Origin of the sequence: Niallia sp. FSL M8-0099 (assembly GCF_038006945.1) — a bacterium.
Taxonomy (GTDB): domain Bacteria; phylum Bacillota; class Bacilli; order Bacillales; family Cytobacillaceae; genus Niallia; species Niallia circulans.
On sequence record NZ_JBBOWF010000002.1, the window covers coordinates 824,649 to 840,197 of the forward strand.

The window sequence follows — 15,549 nt, forward strand, 5'->3', positions numbered from 1 at the left end:
ATTTTTCTCTCTATTTTATTAGAAAGTGGGTTCCTCATGAGTAAAAGTAACTCTTTTGAAAATGATAAAGCTGCTATATTTAGACCAAAAGCTGCCACTTTGGTTCTCTTAATTGGTCTTATAATGCTTTTCTTTTCTATTTGTATGTCCATCATTTTAGGAGTAGCCGATATTAACCTATCAACAGTTATACAAGGACTATTTCATTTTGATAGTACGTCCACCGCTCATCAAATTGTTTATCGTTTACGCCTGCCAAGAGCACTTGCTGCTACCTTTATCGGAGCAAGCCTTGCCGTATCTGGTGCCATCATGCAAGGGATGACGAGAAACGCACTCGCCTCTCCTTCTATAATGGGGGTAACTTCTGGAGCTATGTTTGCCGTATCGATTGCCTTTGCTTTTCTGTCTGCTGTTTCCAATATGACTATTATGCTCTTTGCATTCATTGGCGCAGGTTTAGGGGCAGCTTTAGTCTTTTTGATTGGCGCACTCTCCAAAAGAGGATTAACACCAATGAAATTAGCGCTCGCTGGTACTGCTATCAGTGCCTTCCTTAGTTCCATTTCAACTGGAATTGCCCTTCGCTTTGATGTAGCTAAAGATATTAGCTTTTGGTATGCAGGAGGAGTAGCTGGAGTACAGTGGATTAATGTAAAATTACTTATCCCTGTGGCTATACTAGGACTAATTCTCGCTTTTTTCATTAGTAAATCTATTACTATTTTAAGTTTAGGTGAGGATATTGCTGCTGGTTTAGGCCAAAAGGTTGGTCTAGTGAAATTATTAGGTACGATTGTCGTTTTGCTTTTAACTGGGGCTGCTGTGGCAGTCGGGGGAACTATTGGATTTGTAGGACTCGTTGTTCCCCATATTGTTCGTTTTATTGTAGGATCGGATTATCGATTAATTATTCCTTGTTCGGCAGTTGTTGGTGCACTTTTGTTAGTGCTGTCAGATATCGTTGCACGCTTGATTCATCCTCCTTTTGAAACACCATTAGGAGCCATAACAGCGGTAATTGGCGTTCCTTTCTTTCTATATTTAGCACGTCGAGAAGGGAGGGGTCTGTAATGTCTTCTTTAAAATTAACGAACAAAAACATATATATTGTTAGCACTGCCTTACTTACGGCTATCGTTTTAGTCTTTGTTCTAAGTCTAAATATGGGAACCATAAAAATTAGTCCGATGGAAATGATAGAAGCTTTTACCGGTAAAGGCACCGTTCAAAACTTTAATATTCTATATAACTTTCGACTGCCTCGATCTGTAATTGCCGTTTTAATAGGAATGGGAATGGCAATTGCTGGAGCGATTTTACAAGGGGTTTCGCGTAATAGTTTAGCCGACCCAGGTATTATAGGCATCAATTCTGGAGCTGGCTTTGGCGTTATCCTTTATATCTTCTTTATTCAAGGAAGTGCTTTTCAAGCAGGTTCATTATCGGTTTATATCATGCCATTTTTTGCACTTGCTGGAGCTCTAATGGCTGCTGCACTCATCTACATCATTGCATGGAAGGATGGGGTTACGCCTGTTCGCTTAGTATTAGTCGGTATCGGCATTAACGCTGCGTTCGGTGCTTTAATCATCATTTTTCAATTGATGATGGATCCCCGGGATTTTACCCAAGCGACTATTTGGCTTTCCGGAAGTATTTGGAGCGCAAGTTGGAGTTATGTTCTTGCCCTTTTACCTTGGATTCTTATTCTTGTTCCGATTGCAATAAGCAAATTCCAATCCATTAATTTACTACAACTAGGTGATAATCTAGCAAAGGGTCTTGGTGTTTCGATCGAAAAAGAGCGAGGATTACTTTTGCTGCTTGCTGTCGGACTTTCAGGAGCATGTGTATCAGTTGGCGGAGGAATCTCCTTTTTAGGGCTTCTTGCCCCACATTTAGCAAGAATGCTAGTTGGTCCAAAACACCAACGACTCCTGCCGATAGCGGCACTAATAGGAGCACTTCTCCTGTTAACATCTGATATCATCGCCAAAAGTCTCATGGTTGGCTCAGAAATACCAGTTGGGCTCGTTCTATCCTGTTTAGGTGCTCCATATTTTATCTATCTTCTAATTAAAGAATGAGGAAGCAGAACCACGGTTCCTGCTTCCCTTTTTTATGGAAAAAGAATATCCCCCCTCTTATTGAATCAACAAGGAATGGACTTCTCGTATTTTTAATTTTGATATGTTTGCACGCTTATCCGTTCCAGAGAAATAGGCTAAATAGGATTCGCCGAATAATTCAATGCGAACAATTTTCTTTAAATTAACAAGAAAGGAACGGTGGGTACGATAAAAATACCACGGTAATCGGTCTACGAAGGAGAGAAAGGTTTCTGTCGTTTCATATGATTTCTTGATTGTATGTACCATTGTTTTTCGTGCGATTATTTCTATAAACAAAATTTCTTCTATTGGGATATAAACAAATCGATTACTTAATTTGATTAAAATCCGATTCCCCTTCCCGGTATGAATCTGTCTTCTACTCTTAGTATAAGATTCTTTTATTTTATATAAAAGGGATAGGAATGGTGATTCCATAATAGGCTTCTGCAAATAACCAACTGCTGAATAATTAAATGCTTCAATCGCCTGTTTTTTATCCTTGCCTACTAAAATAAGCTGGAAATCGGGGAGATAGTCTTTATAGGCACTATTAAAAATAGTGGAATGGATAGATGGTAAGTCATAATCAACAATTATAATATTAGGCTTCGCTCGATAAATTAATTCTAATAATTCTTCTCCAGTCTTTGCTTCTCCTATTATTTTAAAACTAGAATGGATAGCAATCAAATTATGGATAGATGAATTAATAGGTGAATCGATACAAGCTACCGCTATCGTTAGCGTTTCCATTCTTTCTCCTTTCTATATAAGACAACTACCCCCTGATGATCCATCTCATTAACTCCCTATTCACTGATGAAACTAACGGATTCACCTATACAGGAAGATTCAAAAAAAAGTATCGCATACCCTGTATTTTTCCTGTAATAGATATTCATCCAATAGCCCTTAATTTAAATGCCTCATATAACCTTATGTAAATATAACTTTATTTTATTCTTAATTTCAATGTCATTCTAATGATTCCATCCGACTTTTTATGATTCTCTTATATAAAAATAGCTGCCATAAGATGTTTGATCACATGTAAGTAATTGAGATCTAAACACAATGATACGGCAGCGTGCTTTTTCTATAAAAAACAATTATATTACTCCTTGTACTTAATAATTCATTAAAAAACTTTTTAGACCAGCATCTCTGGTTTTCCTAACAAAAATCCTTGGCCAAAAGGAACCTTCAATGCTTTAGTCATCGCTAAATCTGTCTCCTCTTCAATTCCTTCCAAGATAATTTTCATCTTTTCATCTGCAAAATCCATTAATAGATGAACTAGTTTTTGTTTTTCAGTGGAAAAAGCTAAATTGTTGGAAAAATAACGATCTAGTTTAAGATAGCTAGGAGAAATCTCTAAGATTTTCTCAAAATTTGCTATGCCTTTCCCAAAATCATCTAAAGCTATTTGAAACTGATTGTCTTTTAGAAAGGTAATCTTCTCCTTAAATAGAGGGGAATCCCATAGCTCTTCCTCTAATACTGTTTCATTTAATTCAAAGATAATCTTCCCTTTCATGGCTGGGAATTTTTCAAGTAAAGATAGAATCAGCGAATCAAATGATTCATGTATGATGGTTGATGGAAATATATTGATAAATAGTGGCTTCTTTCTTCTTGATGAAAGTATCTGGTAGTGTTCAATCGTATTGTTAATAAGAAAGGTATCTAATTCAGATAAATAATTCTCTTTTCTCGCATCAGCGAAGAAAGCTTCTAACGAGATGTCTGGCTCTTGGGATATACGCAGCAATGATTCATATCCGATAATCTTCCATTCTTTTATATTCCAAATTGGCTGATATACATGATAAAACTTTTTGCTTTTTAATCTTGTTATTATATCCACTTAGGGTATCCTCCAAAATAAACGAAAAGTCCTGATTTTTCAAATTTATCTAATCATACAAGTAAATTTACCGATTCTGTCAGTATTTGTCTATTGAACTTAACGCCATTTAGACATAATTTTAGTCATTTCTGTATGAAAAAGATACTTTTTAAACAGAACTTTAGCCATTTGAGAGTATCTACATAATATTCCATGTTTCGACATATTTATTTTTATTTAGGAGATATAAAAGTACTAGCTAACTTATAAAAGCATAGATACTCTTTCCTTTACCTCATTAATTTTCAACTTTGATATTTTCGCTTGTCTGTTTACTCCATCAAAATAGGCAATATACGTTTCCATATAGGGACTAATCTCTGTCACCTTTTCTAGATTGATAATATAGGAACGATGCGACAGAAAAAATGTATCATCTAATTGAGGTAATAACTCTCCAATATTTTCCCGAGTCTCCACTATATCTTTGGCCGTATATATAACACATTTCTTGCCTATTTTCTCAATAAAATATATTTCTTCCTTTTTAATATAATACATGCCTTTATGATATTTAACTGGTAAATTATTGAAAGAGAACCTTTCTCTCTTGCTCGCTATCACTCGTTTTGCTTTTTCAATAGCTTTAGATAATCGAAAACTTCTGAATGGCTTGACCAAAAAATCAATAGCATCTAATTCCAATGCTTCTAATGCATCCTTCTCACCTTCTGCTAAAAAAATAAAATGAATTTCTCCCCCTAATTGGTAACATTGCTTCATGACTTCCAGTCCGTTCATAGATGGTAAATCTACTTCTGTTATTATCAAATCAGGCTTCCACTTCTGATATTGATAAACTAAATCATTGCCGTTATCACACACAGCAATAATTTCTATATCCTTATGATCCTTTAAATAATAACGAATACGAGCGATCACTCGTTTATCTTTATCGGCTATCATTACCCTAATTAACATAGTAACTCCTTTCTCTATGTTTCTATTAAATGCAACAGGATAGACTTATTTTCTTAAAACTTCTTATCAAAAATGAATGTTTTTATCATTACAAATAGGCAGATAAATAGTTAAACGACTGAACTATTTTAACATGTTCCTTTTCTTTAAACCAAACAAAAGTCATTAGTGAATACGCCTACTTTTACCATAAAAAAAGGGCGACTATAATAGTGACCCTTTCCACTTCGCTTATGAATGTTTTTCCAACCCTTCAATAAAAGTAGAAACCAGATAATGAAAGCTTTTATCCAGCTCTATCGGCATGCCAAATCCTTTTTGATTTTCAATAGAGGCAAATCCATGAAGAATGCTCCTTAGCCCGCGAATGGCATGAATGGTCTCTTCTTCGTTTAAATCATATGGCTTTAATACTTCTATTAATAATTGAATTATTTGATTAGCAGCCGTTTGAATTTCCTCTCCTTTCTTCGATGCCGATTCAATAGTTAACATGTAGAGCCCTGGCTGCTCTCTCGCATAGGTTAAGTAGGCGAAGCTTAGATTATGGATAGTCTCTGCTTTTCCACCTTCCATTATTGCGTTCTTTAATAACTGATATAGACTTTCTAATGCTCGCAATGTTAACAGATTCATGATATCGGGAAGCCCATTGATATGATTATATAGGGATGGAGATTTAACCTGAAGTCGCTTTGCTAGATTAGCTATCGTTACTTCCTTTAATCCTTCCGTATTGGCAATTTCGATTGCCATGGCAATAATATCATTATGTGTTATTCCTGCTCTTGGCGACATATTTATCCTCTTTCTTTTTTAAGTAATGATTCAATAGAAGGCTGAGCATTTTCCAGCAGATCTCCATGCCCAGTGGCTAAAAGACTAATATTTAGAGACAGCACTTTCTTCGCACTCTCAATGGCTTTCTCCTTATTCCAGGTTGCCAATGCTGGAAAAGGAAAGAAAGTCCGAAATTGACCACTTATAGCAAAGCCTCCTCTTGTATGAAAAGCATCTCCAGTAATCAAACTATTATCTCGTTTATCGAGAAAGCCAAAGCTCCCTGGTGTATGTCCTGGTAAAGAAATACTTATTAGCGAACCAATTTGATCCCCATCTTTTATTAGCACATCTGGATTCGTCTTGATATTTTTAGGTAAACCCCCTTTTAAAACAAAGGGTTCCTCTTGCTTGTCAATAGTATGATCCCCGCCTAATATGCGAGCATCTCGTACAGATATATAGACTTTCGCATCTGGTAATCTTTCTTTTAGGGCATCTAATGAGCCAATATGATCTCCATGGGCATGAGTAAGAATAATCTTCGTAATCGGTTTATTCAGTTTTTCAGCAAATAAGAGAATTTTTTTATAGCTGAAAGGCAAAGCTGTATCAATTAATGTTAATTCTTCCCCTTCCTCGACGAGATAGCAGTTCACTGGAAAAATTCTTGGCAAAAAAGTCAATTGATATAAATAATTATGGTGGATAATTCTCAATAGTCAAACCTCCTGATTAAAAAAACTAATGGTATTAGTTTCATTTTAACTAATGCTATTAGTTTTAGCAAGTCATTGTTTTTTAAATAAAAAAATACTCTTCATGTCCGAGAGTATTTTAAAAAACACCTTATTATTTGTTATCCTTTTAAATCTCTCTTTTTTTGCCGCAACGCACACACTTATTGGAGTAATAACTAAATTTATGGCGTCTTTTAAAAAAACAGATAATGGAACCTAGTCTCACTTTATCATCTCCATCCCCAATAAATAATTTGAGTATCCAATTATCTTATTCTGTGATGTTGCGCCTATGAAAGATTTAAGCCGCTCTCTATATATTGTATTCATTATATAACAACATATTAATAAGATAAAAGGTAATACTGTTAATTTACTGTATATTTTTAATATTTAAATAGTAATTTGTGCAATTACATTTCTCTTTTCTTATTTTATTTTTATCATGGATGAAATATGTAAGATTTCATCTATTAAAATAAATATTTTTTATAACAATCGATAGGATTTATTTTCAGCATCTTGTACATAATAAATCATTGGTGAAAGCATAATATTTGAATTAAATAGCGGCTGGTGGTAAGTTTTTAGACAAACATATATTTTATTGATGAAAGAAGGCAAAAATATGAAGGATCTATTTTCTCCTTTTTCTTATAAAGGATTAGAATTAAAAAACCGAGTGGTAATGCCTCCAATGTGTCAATATTCAGTGGAGAAGAAAGATGGAATTGCAACAGATTGGCATTATGTTCATTATGTAAGCCGTGCGATTGGCGGTGCTGGATTAATTATTATTGAAATGACTGATGTAGAACCAGATGGCCGTATTACAGATAACGATTTAGGTTTATGGTCTGATGAGCAAATTGCACCATTGAAACGTATTGTCGATGCTTGTCATCAATATGGCGCAAAAGTGGGTATACAAATTGCACATGCTGGTAGAAAAGCAGAAGATGCTCCACAACCAGTATCAGCATCTGCTATTCCATTTGATGATAAATCAAAAACTCCAAGAGAATTAACAACACATGAAGTAAAAGAAATGGTAGAAAAATTCCGCCAAACAGCTGCCCGTGCAATAAAAGCTGGTTTTGATACTATCGAGATTCATGGTGCACATGGATATTTAATTCATCAATTCCAATCTGCCTATACAAATAAACGTACAGATGAATATGGTCAAGATTTGACGAAGTTTGGTGTAGAAGTCATTAAAGCGGTGAAAGCAGAAATGCCGACTGACATGCCACTAATCATGCGTGTTTCTGGTAAAGAGTATGTAGAAGGCGGATACGATATTGAAGACAGTGTTGCTTTTTCTAAAAAATACGAAGAAGCTGGAGTAGATATTTTCCATGTCAGTGCAGGTGGAGAAGGCCCAATTGCAGCTGCTGGCAGACCTGGGACACATGTTGCCTACCAAGTTCCTCTAGCTCGTGCATTTAAACAAGAACTAAATGTGCCCGTTATTGCTGTTGGAAGACTGGATTCAGCAGAACTAGCAAACTCTGTTATTGGGAACGAGGATGCAGACCTTGTTGCTGTAGGAAGAGGAATGCTTCGCAACCCATATTGGACTATCGAAGCAGCGGCGCAATTGCGCAAAGAAACAGAAATGCCAAAACAATATGCTGTTGCCTTTCCGAAGAAATAAACGATTCAAATATATCTAAAAGGGGAAAAGCACCAAAAGATATAACTCTATGGCGCTTTCCCCTTTTTATTAATCCTTAAAAAATCGACAGCCTCATAACTGTAAATTATCGTTCCTCTTTTACTTTTATTTCTCCCAATGTTCTTGAATAAATGTAGGCTAATCTTTCCGCCATTTCCTCTGGCGTACTTTGAAAATCTGTTTTTATCCAATAGATGAATAATCCTAACAGTGCGTATGTTTCATATAAATTTAAAGCCTCTGTATCAAACCATATTTCTTCCTTTAAGTCCAATTCCTCACGGCTAATATTTGCAATAGTTTCACAAAAAATATTTTGAGAACCAGGGATAACCTCTCCCATTAGCATTAATGAAAAAATGAAGGGATTATCGTGTATAAATGTAAATAGCGAAATTGTCCGAGATGGATCAGATAATGAAAAAGTCTTTTTACCCGCAAAACTTTGTTTAAAATTCGTAGTCAATTGATCTAAATAATCTCTAAACACATCTTCCAATAATTGTGAACTATTATCATAATGAGAGTAAAACGTTACTCGATTACACTTTGCTACTTCTGCTATTTCCGTGATAGATATATCCTTAAATTCCTTTTTCTTTACTAACTCCAGCATGGCCCTTTTCAAATTATTGCGTGTTCTCACTATTCTCCGATCTGCTTTTACCACGACTATAATACCACCTTACAAATTTTTATAAATTATATCATACTAATTTTTGATTATCCTCTCTAATTTACAGTTAAACTATTAATAACATATTATCTTTGACAACAGTTAAAAGTTCTGTTAATTTACATATGTAGTTTATTTGTTTGATTATCATTATTTTTTTACTATTGACCGTTAACAAGGAGGATTAATCATGTCTCGATTAGAAGGAAAGATTGCTATTATTACTGGGGCTGCTCAAGGTATGGGAGCTGCTCATGCCCGTCGTTTTATAAAAGAGGGCGCAAAAGTTGTTTTAACAGATTTAAATGAAGAAAAAGGACAAGCACTAGCGGAGGAATTAGGAGATTTCGCTTTCTTTCTAAAGCATAATGTTACGAAAGCGGAAGAATGGGAGACTGTAGTTACAAATACAGAAGCAAAATTTGGATCTGTTGATATTTTAGTAAATAATGCTGGGATAACAGCGGCAAAATCTATCTTACAAATGACAGAGGAAGACTATCGCAGAATTGTTGATATTAATCAAGTATCTGTATTTCTTGGGATAAAGACTATCATTCCTTCCATGCAAAAAGCTGGTGGCGGATCGATTATCAATATATCTTCTATCAATGGAATAGTCGGAGGTGCGGTAGGTTATACTGATACAAAATTTGCTGTTCGAGGAATTACGAAAGCAGCCGCAGTAGAATGCACTCATTATGGGATCCGCGTAAATTCCGTACATCCTGGAGTTATTGCGACTCCTATGGTTGTACAAGAAGATACAAAAACCGCTGTAGAAGAATTTTCTAAACATATACCACTTAAGCGAGTAGCTCAGCCAGAAGAGGTAACAAACATCGTCCTATACCTAGCATCAGACGAATCCAGTTACTCAACTGGGGCAGAATTTATTGTTGATGGCGGCTTAACAGCTATTTAAGCAATTTACTATAAGGGACGGTTTCTTGTTTCCTATTTTGGTTCAATGCCAAAATAGGGAAACAAGAAACCGTCCCTCTGCATTACATACCTGTTTTATACTTCTTTTCACTTGAAGATGTATTTTTGGTGTCATGTTTTGCCTTTTCTTCTCTTTGTTCTTCTTTTAAATCTTCCATTGGAATGGGATCAACTGTCTGCTCTATCTCAAACTTATCAAATAAACTTTCATTTTCTGTAGGATACTGTTCTGGATTATCCATATTCAGCTGCGTCTTATTCGAGGTAGATTTCCCTTTATTCTCAGCCATCAGCGTCACCTCCCTATTTATATTATTTATACCCGGGTTTCATAGAAAGTACTCAGAGGTTCTGCTGTTTCCCAATAAGAATAACTGTAATGATGGGAATCACAAGAACCGTATCTCTATCTGCCATTAATCTCCTATTTTTTTAAAATAATTATTAGTTTATAATTATTTTAAAAGGAGGCTGAATAATGGCTAAACAAGCACTTATCAATAAACAAAAACGTACTGCTAAATATAAAGTACAAGAATATACACGATGCGAACAATGCGGAAGACCTCATTCTGTATACCGCAAATTTAAATTATGCCGGATTTGCTTAAGAGAATTAGCCTACAAAGGCCAAATTCCTGGACTAAAAAAAGCAAGCTGGTAATATAGAGGAGAATCATGGGGATGGTTCTTACTGTTTCCTTTTCGTGTGTCTCTTCAAAAAAAGAAATGGTAGGACTGTCCCCTCGCTTCTCTCCTCTTTACTGTTCCTTTCTTACTGCCCATCCTAAAAATCCACTTACCAAATACCCAAATAATCCCACTTTTTCCTATTACTTTACCGTTTAATCTGCTTAAAATCGTCTATATATAAGAAAAAAGGAGGCGTTATAGATGGTTAAAAATGAAGATTTAAAAAACAAAACAGTGGATCGTGATTTTAAAATAACAGAGGAACAAAAAGAGAAACAGCAAGAAAAGAAAAAAGAGGATAAAGAGAAATAATGGTAAAAAAGAGTACTTGCTCTTTCAGGAGCTAGTACCCTTTTTTATGATTTAATTTTTTGCTGAACTTTTATTTTCCCTCTACTACTTCTCTTAATATTTCATAAGAGCGTTTCTGTTTTTCAGGATCAAAAATATAAGAAACTGCCATGATTTCATCGACATTAAAGCGTTCCTGAAAAGCTGTAAGCTGGTTGCGAACGGAATCTTTGCTTCCTAAAAGAGTCACGCTAGACATGGATTTGGCCATTTCTTCTTCCTGTGGATTCCAAAGACCATCTAAACTATCCACTGGTGGCTGAAGCGGCATTTGTGTTCCACGCACAACATTTAGGAAAAATTGATGAGTAGATGTCTGTAAAACAGCTGCCTCTTCATCTGTTTCAGCGGCAATCAGATTTAAACAAACCACCATATATGGCTTATCCAAATACTTCGAAGGTTTGAAACGCTCACGATAAATCTTGATTGCATCTGCCATATATCTCGGTGCAAAATGAGAAGCAAACACATAAGGCAGTCCTAGACTTGCCGCTAAGTAAGCTGAATCAGTAGAAGAACCAAGAATATATATCGGTACATTTGTACCAACACCTGGATGTGCTTTTACATAGCCTTGATCCTCTTCAGGTCCAAAGTACGTTAGAAGAGCATTAACATCCTCTGGGAAGGTATAGACGGAATCCTTTTGCGAACGTCTTAATGCACTCGCAGTCAGCATATCAGTTCCAGGTGCTCTACCAAGTCCTAAATCTACTCGATTTGGATAAATCGTTGCCATCGTTCCAAACTGTTCGGCAACAACTAATGGAGAATGGTTTGGAAGCATCACGCCGCCAGATCCTACAATAATGCTGTCTGTGTGTTCAAGCGTATGCTTAATAAGAATTGCAGTTGCCGAACTAACAAGTGTAGATGTATTATGATGCTCTGCAATCCAATAACGTTTATAGCCCATTTTCTCTGTTGCTTGAGCTAAATCCACCATTGATTCAATAGCTTCTTTAGAAGTTTGTCCCTCTCGAATCGGGGCAAGGTTTAATACGGATATAGGTATATTTAAATTTGCCATTTTGCAAGATCCTTTCTTATTTAAGTCATTCTTAATCATATCAATTGCCTTACAGGAAAAAAAATTATTTGCTTGCGGAGCACCACAGGAATAGAAAAGGAAGGATAAATAGCCATATAACTCATGAAAATATTGTTCCCTATTCAGTCACAAACATCCTTATGATCCACTCTAAAAGAAGCAGAAGATACTCCCCTCTGCTTCTTTTTATACCATTGGATAGTTTGGGCTATACCGGTTTGAAATGTAAAAGTTGGCTGCCAGCCTAAAGCTGTTATTTTTGTTGGATCGATGGCATATCGTTTGTCGTGGCCGAGGCGGTCAGGGACGAATTCGATTAGATCTTCTGACTTACCTAGTATGTTTATAATGGTTCTTACTACTTCTATGTTTGTTCGTTCATTATGTCCACCAATGTTATAGACTTCTCCATTTTCACCTTTATGGAGCACTAAATCGATGGCTGCACAGTGATCAAATACATGTAGCCAGTCACGAATATTCTTCCCGTCTCCATATATAGGAATCTTTTGATCGTTTAAAACACGAGAAATCGTCAAGGGGATTAATTTCTCAGGAAATTGATAGGGTCCGTAATTATTCGAACAACGGGTAATATTAATTGGCAAACCATATGTTTGATGATAGGCACGAACAAGCATATCTGAAGATGCTTTACTTGCACTATAGGGACTATTGGGATGAAGTGGGCTATCTTCCGTAAAGAAAGAAGTGCAATCGAAGTCTAATTCTCCATATACTTCATCGGTTGAAACATGTAGAAACTTTGTTACGCCAATTGTTTTTGCCGCATCTAATAATACTTGCGTGCCAAGAACATTTGTCCTTACAAAAATTTCCGGATTTGTAATAGAGCGATCAACATGGCTTTCTGCAGCAAAATGTGTTACGTAGTCGAACCTCTCTTTTTCAAAAAGAGCAAGGATGGTATCTTTATCTACAATATCTGCCTTAATAAAATGATAATTCTTCTTTCCTTCTATTGTTTTATGCTTTATTAAATCACCTGCATATGTTAGTAAATCCAAATTATAAATTTCATAATCCGGATATTTATTCACCATATATTGAACAAAATTTCCTCCAATAAACCCTGCCCCACCTGTTACTAAGACCTTCTTTCTCGCCATTTCACTTACCTCCTTCTCTTTTATATATAAAGCTTTCTCTCTCTCTACTATTGGAATACAGTATGTCTATATTTATTATAGTGAAAATTTTCCTGCCAATATAGATAAACAAAAAAACACTGCTTTCTTCAGTTTTTTGTTCATCCATTAAGAAAGAGCGGTTGGGTTATAAAAATAATTCCTATACTTGTAATTTGCAATTCATTGCATTCTTTTAGCAAAGACAGAGACAGGAGAATTGTCCCCCTAAAAAAGGTACTAGCTATTTTCAGCTAGTACCTTTTTATCCTTCTTTATTGTAAATTCTCACTCAACATATCATGCACTTTCGTTTTTTCTTCTTCTGGAACATTTAAATAATAAGTTTGTCCAGGAGGAGTGCCTTGTCCTTTTACTTCATATTGCTCTACGGATTTTCGCACATCACGGTAATTTTTCTGTATGGTCATCATTTGATCAAACGTAATGTTTGTTTTGACATTTGCTCCAAGTGCATCTAGTATTTCATCAAAATGAGCTACTGTTGATATTCCTGTAGCCTTATCAATAATAGCCGTAATGACTTCCCTTTGTCTATCATTTCGACCAAAATCACCATTTGGATCTAGATGACGCATTCTAACAAATCCCAATGTTTGGGGACCATCTAATGTTAAAGTTCCCTTTTTATAATGATAGCCTTTTTTATAATATCCTTCATCAATCCAATCCAAGTCATTTTGAACAGTAATCCCGCCAATGGCGTCAACCAAATCACTTAGTGCTTCCATATTTACTTGGATATAATAATCCATTTTAACACCTGTGAAATTTTCTACCGTATCCTTAGCCATTTTCACTCCGCCATAAGCATAGGCTGCATTAATTTTTGTTACGCGCCCATCCCCAATGATTTCTGTTTTCGTATCACGAGGAATACTTACCATCTGCATTTTATCTTTATTTGGATTCAAAGTCATAACGATGAGAGTATCCGATCTTCCTACATCACCTTTTCTTTCATCCACACCCATAAGCAAAATAGAGATTGGTTTTGTATTATCAAGCTTTTCTTCTCTTGCCTGTTTTTCTGAATTCGAATCATCTTCAAGAGGATTATACATTTTGTTTGCTGTCTCTTCTACGCTATGAAATAGATAAAACACGTAAGACCCTAATCCAATAACAAGTATTCCAATAATTACTCCTAAAGTAATCCATATCTTTTTCTTTTTGCTTTTCCTTGTTTTCATTCTCGCTCTCACTTTCCTTGTTAAATTTTCGCTCATCCATTTTATTATAAAAAAATGAGAAAATGATGAAAATAAGGATGATTCTCCTAAATTTTCTAACAAGAAAGCAGGAGAACCGTCCCTCTCTATCCTTAATAAACTCGGTTGGCTCCAACGTAATACTGGGACCAATAGGAATTATCGATGAAGTAGGCAATCCTTTTGTAGTTGAAGCGGAGATAGATTGGTTTATTCCCCCTATAAAATCCTACATAGGAAATGATCTCTGTTGAATTAACTATAAAGAATGCTAAATCGTATAGCCGTAAATTAATCTAATACTTAACTTCCATCCTTAGTATGTATTCAAAAAGACTATTCTACTGCGAACAGAACCAACCAATTCATGGTAATTATCACTCTGTATCCCTCTAATTCCCATATGTAATTTTATTTAAAGGTGAAAAAATAAAAGGGTAAAAACTTTATATACAAAAGGAGAAAATATAATGAAGATTAAAAATACATTTTCTGTCCTTGCATGCATGAGTTTTCTTGTGCTAGCAGGATGTAATAATAATGATCATGAAGCTTCAGATATGAATATAGATCGTTATAATGACTCTACAATTTCTAGCTTAAAAACAAATGTAAATAGTAAGAAATATCCGCATACACAACCTGTAAAAATACAAAATGCTAAATACGAATTTCGAACAATTGTCGGAACGTATGATTCAAATAATCCAAATGCAACAAATAAACAACAAGTGCAAAAAGCCACTCCACAACAGCAACAGGCTACAGAGCAGCAACAAGCAAATCAAGGTGCACAACCAGGTGCTCAATCTGCTCCGCAAACAACACCTAATAATACAGCAAAAAAAGAACCAAGTAACTTTGTGTCGGAAGTTATCGACTTAACAAACGCTGAAAGAAAAAAACAAGGACTTCCTGCTTTACAAGCGTATCCGGAATTAAACAACGTAGCAGATATGAAAGCGAAAGATATGAATGACAAGGGATATTTCTCCCATACAAGTCCTACTTATGGATCGCCATTTGACATGATGAGAGACTTTGGAATTACGTACGAGTCAGCCGGTGAAAACATTGCACAAGGACAACGTTCACCGGAAGAAGTAGTCAACGCTTGGATGAATAGTGAAGGTCACCGTGCCAATATCCTAAATGATAAGTACACACATATCGGTGTTGGTTTTGATGAAGGCGGTTATGAATGGGTGCAAATGTTTGTTAAAAAGTAAAGAAAGCAAATGATAAAACATTATCATTTCTAGGAAAGCAAAAAAGACACAATTAGCAAGGCTAGTTGCGTCT

The 15,549-nt window shown here is 35.4% G+C and carries 16 protein-coding genes; 6 read left to right on the forward strand and 10 right to left on the reverse strand.

The annotated features are described in order from the left end of the window. Window positions 1-36 precede the first annotated feature (36 nt). Window positions 37-1,074 (forward strand): FecCD family ABC transporter permease, encoded by a 1,038-nt coding sequence (locus NSQ92_RS18745; RefSeq protein WP_095259525.1) that lies wholly within the window; start codon window positions 37-39, stop codon window positions 1,072-1,074. Beyond that, window positions 1,074-2,090: a FecCD family ABC transporter permease gene (locus NSQ92_RS18750; protein ID WP_095259526.1), complete on the forward strand. Its 1,017-nt coding sequence runs from the start codon at window positions 1,074-1,076 to the stop codon at window positions 2,088-2,090. Before NSQ92_RS18745 ends, NSQ92_RS18750 begins: the two co-directional genes overlap by 1 nt. Before the next feature lie 57 nt (window positions 2,091-2,147). Here NSQ92_RS18750 and NSQ92_RS18755 read toward each other — a convergent pair whose 3' ends face one another. From NSQ92_RS18755 to NSQ92_RS18775, 5 genes are all read right to left on the reverse strand, one after another. Further along, window positions 2,148-2,870 carry a LytR/AlgR family response regulator transcription factor gene (locus NSQ92_RS18755; RefSeq protein WP_047944438.1) on the reverse strand — a complete coding sequence of 241 codons (723 nt, stop codon included), beginning with the start codon at window positions 2,868-2,870 and terminating at the stop codon, window positions 2,148-2,150. A 397-nt stretch (window positions 2,871-3,267) separates the two neighbouring features. Further along, a complete protein-coding gene (locus tag NSQ92_RS18760; RefSeq protein WP_047944439.1) occupies window positions 3,268-3,984 on the reverse strand; it encodes an EAL domain-containing protein in 717 nt (238 codons plus the stop codon). A gap of 246 nt (window positions 3,985-4,230) precedes the next feature. Next, window positions 4,231-4,947: a LytR/AlgR family response regulator transcription factor gene (locus NSQ92_RS18765; protein WP_341153072.1), complete on the reverse strand. Its 717-nt coding sequence runs from the start codon at window positions 4,945-4,947 to the stop codon at window positions 4,231-4,233. A gap of 231 nt (window positions 4,948-5,178) precedes the next feature. Beyond that, the gene (locus NSQ92_RS18770) at window positions 5,179-5,745 is read right to left on the reverse strand and encodes a TetR/AcrR family transcriptional regulator (RefSeq protein WP_047944441.1); all 567 of its coding nucleotides are present in this window, start codon (window positions 5,743-5,745) and stop codon (window positions 5,179-5,181) included. Between the two features lie 2 nt (window positions 5,746-5,747). Beyond that, a complete protein-coding gene (locus tag NSQ92_RS18775) occupies window positions 5,748-6,446 on the reverse strand; it encodes an MBL fold metallo-hydrolase (RefSeq protein ID WP_047944442.1) in 699 nt (232 codons plus the stop codon). A 649-nt stretch (window positions 6,447-7,095) separates the two neighbouring features. On the opposite strand from NSQ92_RS18775, the gene NSQ92_RS18780 reads away from it, so the two are divergent. Next, window positions 7,096-8,127 (forward strand): NADH:flavin oxidoreductase/NADH oxidase, encoded by a 1,032-nt coding sequence (locus NSQ92_RS18780; RefSeq protein WP_095259535.1) that lies wholly within the window; start codon window positions 7,096-7,098, stop codon window positions 8,125-8,127. A gap of 106 nt (window positions 8,128-8,233) precedes the next feature. Here NSQ92_RS18780 and NSQ92_RS18785 read toward each other — a convergent pair whose 3' ends face one another. Then, entirely contained in the window at window positions 8,234-8,818 is a 585-nt protein-coding gene (locus tag NSQ92_RS18785) for a TetR/AcrR family transcriptional regulator (protein WP_095259528.1), read from the reverse strand. Window positions 8,819-9,014: 196 nt separating this feature from the next. On the opposite strand from NSQ92_RS18785, the gene NSQ92_RS18790 reads away from it, so the two are divergent. Then, a complete protein-coding gene (locus tag NSQ92_RS18790; RefSeq protein WP_095259529.1) occupies window positions 9,015-9,749 on the forward strand; it encodes a glucose 1-dehydrogenase in 735 nt (244 codons plus the stop codon). Between the two features lie 82 nt (window positions 9,750-9,831). On the opposite strand, the gene NSQ92_RS18795 is transcribed toward NSQ92_RS18790, so the two are convergent. Beyond that, window positions 9,832-10,059 (reverse strand): hypothetical protein, encoded by a 228-nt coding sequence (locus NSQ92_RS18795; RefSeq protein WP_123258326.1) that lies wholly within the window; start codon window positions 10,057-10,059, stop codon window positions 9,832-9,834. Between the two features lie 188 nt (window positions 10,060-10,247). On the opposite strand from NSQ92_RS18795, the gene NSQ92_RS18800 reads away from it, so the two are divergent. Continuing rightward, complete coding sequence (locus NSQ92_RS18800; RefSeq protein ID WP_047944445.1) at window positions 10,248-10,433, forward strand: type Z 30S ribosomal protein S14; 186 nt, start codon at window positions 10,248-10,250, stop codon at window positions 10,431-10,433. Between the two features lie 411 nt (window positions 10,434-10,844). Here the strand turns inward: NSQ92_RS18800 and NSQ92_RS18805 are convergent, their stop codons facing one another. The 3 genes from NSQ92_RS18805 to NSQ92_RS18815 form a co-directional block, all read right to left on the reverse strand. Further along, on the reverse strand, window positions 10,845-11,846 hold the full coding sequence (locus NSQ92_RS18805) for an LLM class flavin-dependent oxidoreductase (RefSeq protein ID WP_144544569.1): 1,002 nt from the start codon (window positions 11,844-11,846) through the stop codon (window positions 10,845-10,847). A gap of 143 nt (window positions 11,847-11,989) precedes the next feature. Further along, the gene (gene rfbB / locus NSQ92_RS18810; RefSeq protein WP_144544567.1) at window positions 11,990-12,997 is read right to left on the reverse strand and encodes a dTDP-glucose 4,6-dehydratase; all 1,008 of its coding nucleotides are present in this window, start codon (window positions 12,995-12,997) and stop codon (window positions 11,990-11,992) included. Window positions 12,998-13,290: 293 nt separating this feature from the next. Continuing rightward, window positions 13,291-14,229, reverse strand: coding sequence for an LCP family glycopolymer transferase (locus NSQ92_RS18815; RefSeq protein ID WP_144544565.1), 939 nt, complete (start codon window positions 14,227-14,229; stop codon window positions 13,291-13,293). 488 nt (window positions 14,230-14,717) lie between these two features. Here NSQ92_RS18815 and NSQ92_RS18820 point away from each other — a divergent pair, with 488 nt between their 5' ends. Beyond that, window positions 14,718-15,476 carry a CAP domain-containing protein gene (locus NSQ92_RS18820; RefSeq protein WP_144544563.1) on the forward strand — a complete coding sequence of 253 codons (759 nt, stop codon included), beginning with the start codon at window positions 14,718-14,720 and terminating at the stop codon, window positions 15,474-15,476. Window positions 15,477-15,549: the final 73 nt, after the last annotated feature.

Coding starts and splice junctions, on each gene's coding strand:
- NSQ92_RS18745 (WP_095259525.1), top strand. CDS start 37: ATGAGTAAAAGTAACTCTTTTGAAAATGATAAAGCTGCTATATTTAGA.
- NSQ92_RS18750 (WP_095259526.1), top strand. CDS start 1,074: ATGTCTTCTTTAAAATTAACGAACAAAAACATATATATTGTTAGCACT.
- NSQ92_RS18755 (WP_047944438.1), bottom strand. CDS start 2,870: ATGGAAACGCTAACGATAGCGGTAGCTTGTATCGATTCACCTATTAAT.
- NSQ92_RS18765 (WP_341153072.1), bottom strand. CDS start 4,947: ATGTTAATTAGGGTAATGATAGCCGATAAAGATAAACGAGTGATCGCT.
- NSQ92_RS18770 (WP_047944441.1), bottom strand. CDS start 5,745: ATGTCGCCAAGAGCAGGAATAACACATAATGATATTATTGCCATGGCA.
- NSQ92_RS18780 (WP_095259535.1), top strand. CDS start 7,096: ATGAAGGATCTATTTTCTCCTTTTTCTTATAAAGGATTAGAATTAAAA.
- NSQ92_RS18790 (WP_095259529.1), top strand. CDS start 9,015: ATGTCTCGATTAGAAGGAAAGATTGCTATTATTACTGGGGCTGCTCAA.
- NSQ92_RS18795 (WP_123258326.1), bottom strand. CDS start 10,059: ATGGCTGAGAATAAAGGGAAATCTACCTCGAATAAGACGCAGCTGAAT.
- NSQ92_RS18800 (WP_047944445.1), top strand. CDS start 10,248: ATGGCTAAACAAGCACTTATCAATAAACAAAAACGTACTGCTAAATAT.
- NSQ92_RS18805 (WP_144544569.1), bottom strand. CDS start 11,846: ATGGCAAATTTAAATATACCTATATCCGTATTAAACCTTGCCCCGATT.
- rfbB (WP_144544567.1), bottom strand. CDS start 12,997: ATGGCGAGAAAGAAGGTCTTAGTAACAGGTGGGGCAGGGTTTATTGGA.
- NSQ92_RS18815 (WP_144544565.1), bottom strand. CDS start 14,229: ATGAAAACAAGGAAAAGCAAAAAGAAAAAGATATGGATTACTTTAGGA.
- NSQ92_RS18820 (WP_144544563.1), top strand. CDS start 14,718: ATGAAGATTAAAAATACATTTTCTGTCCTTGCATGCATGAGTTTTCTT.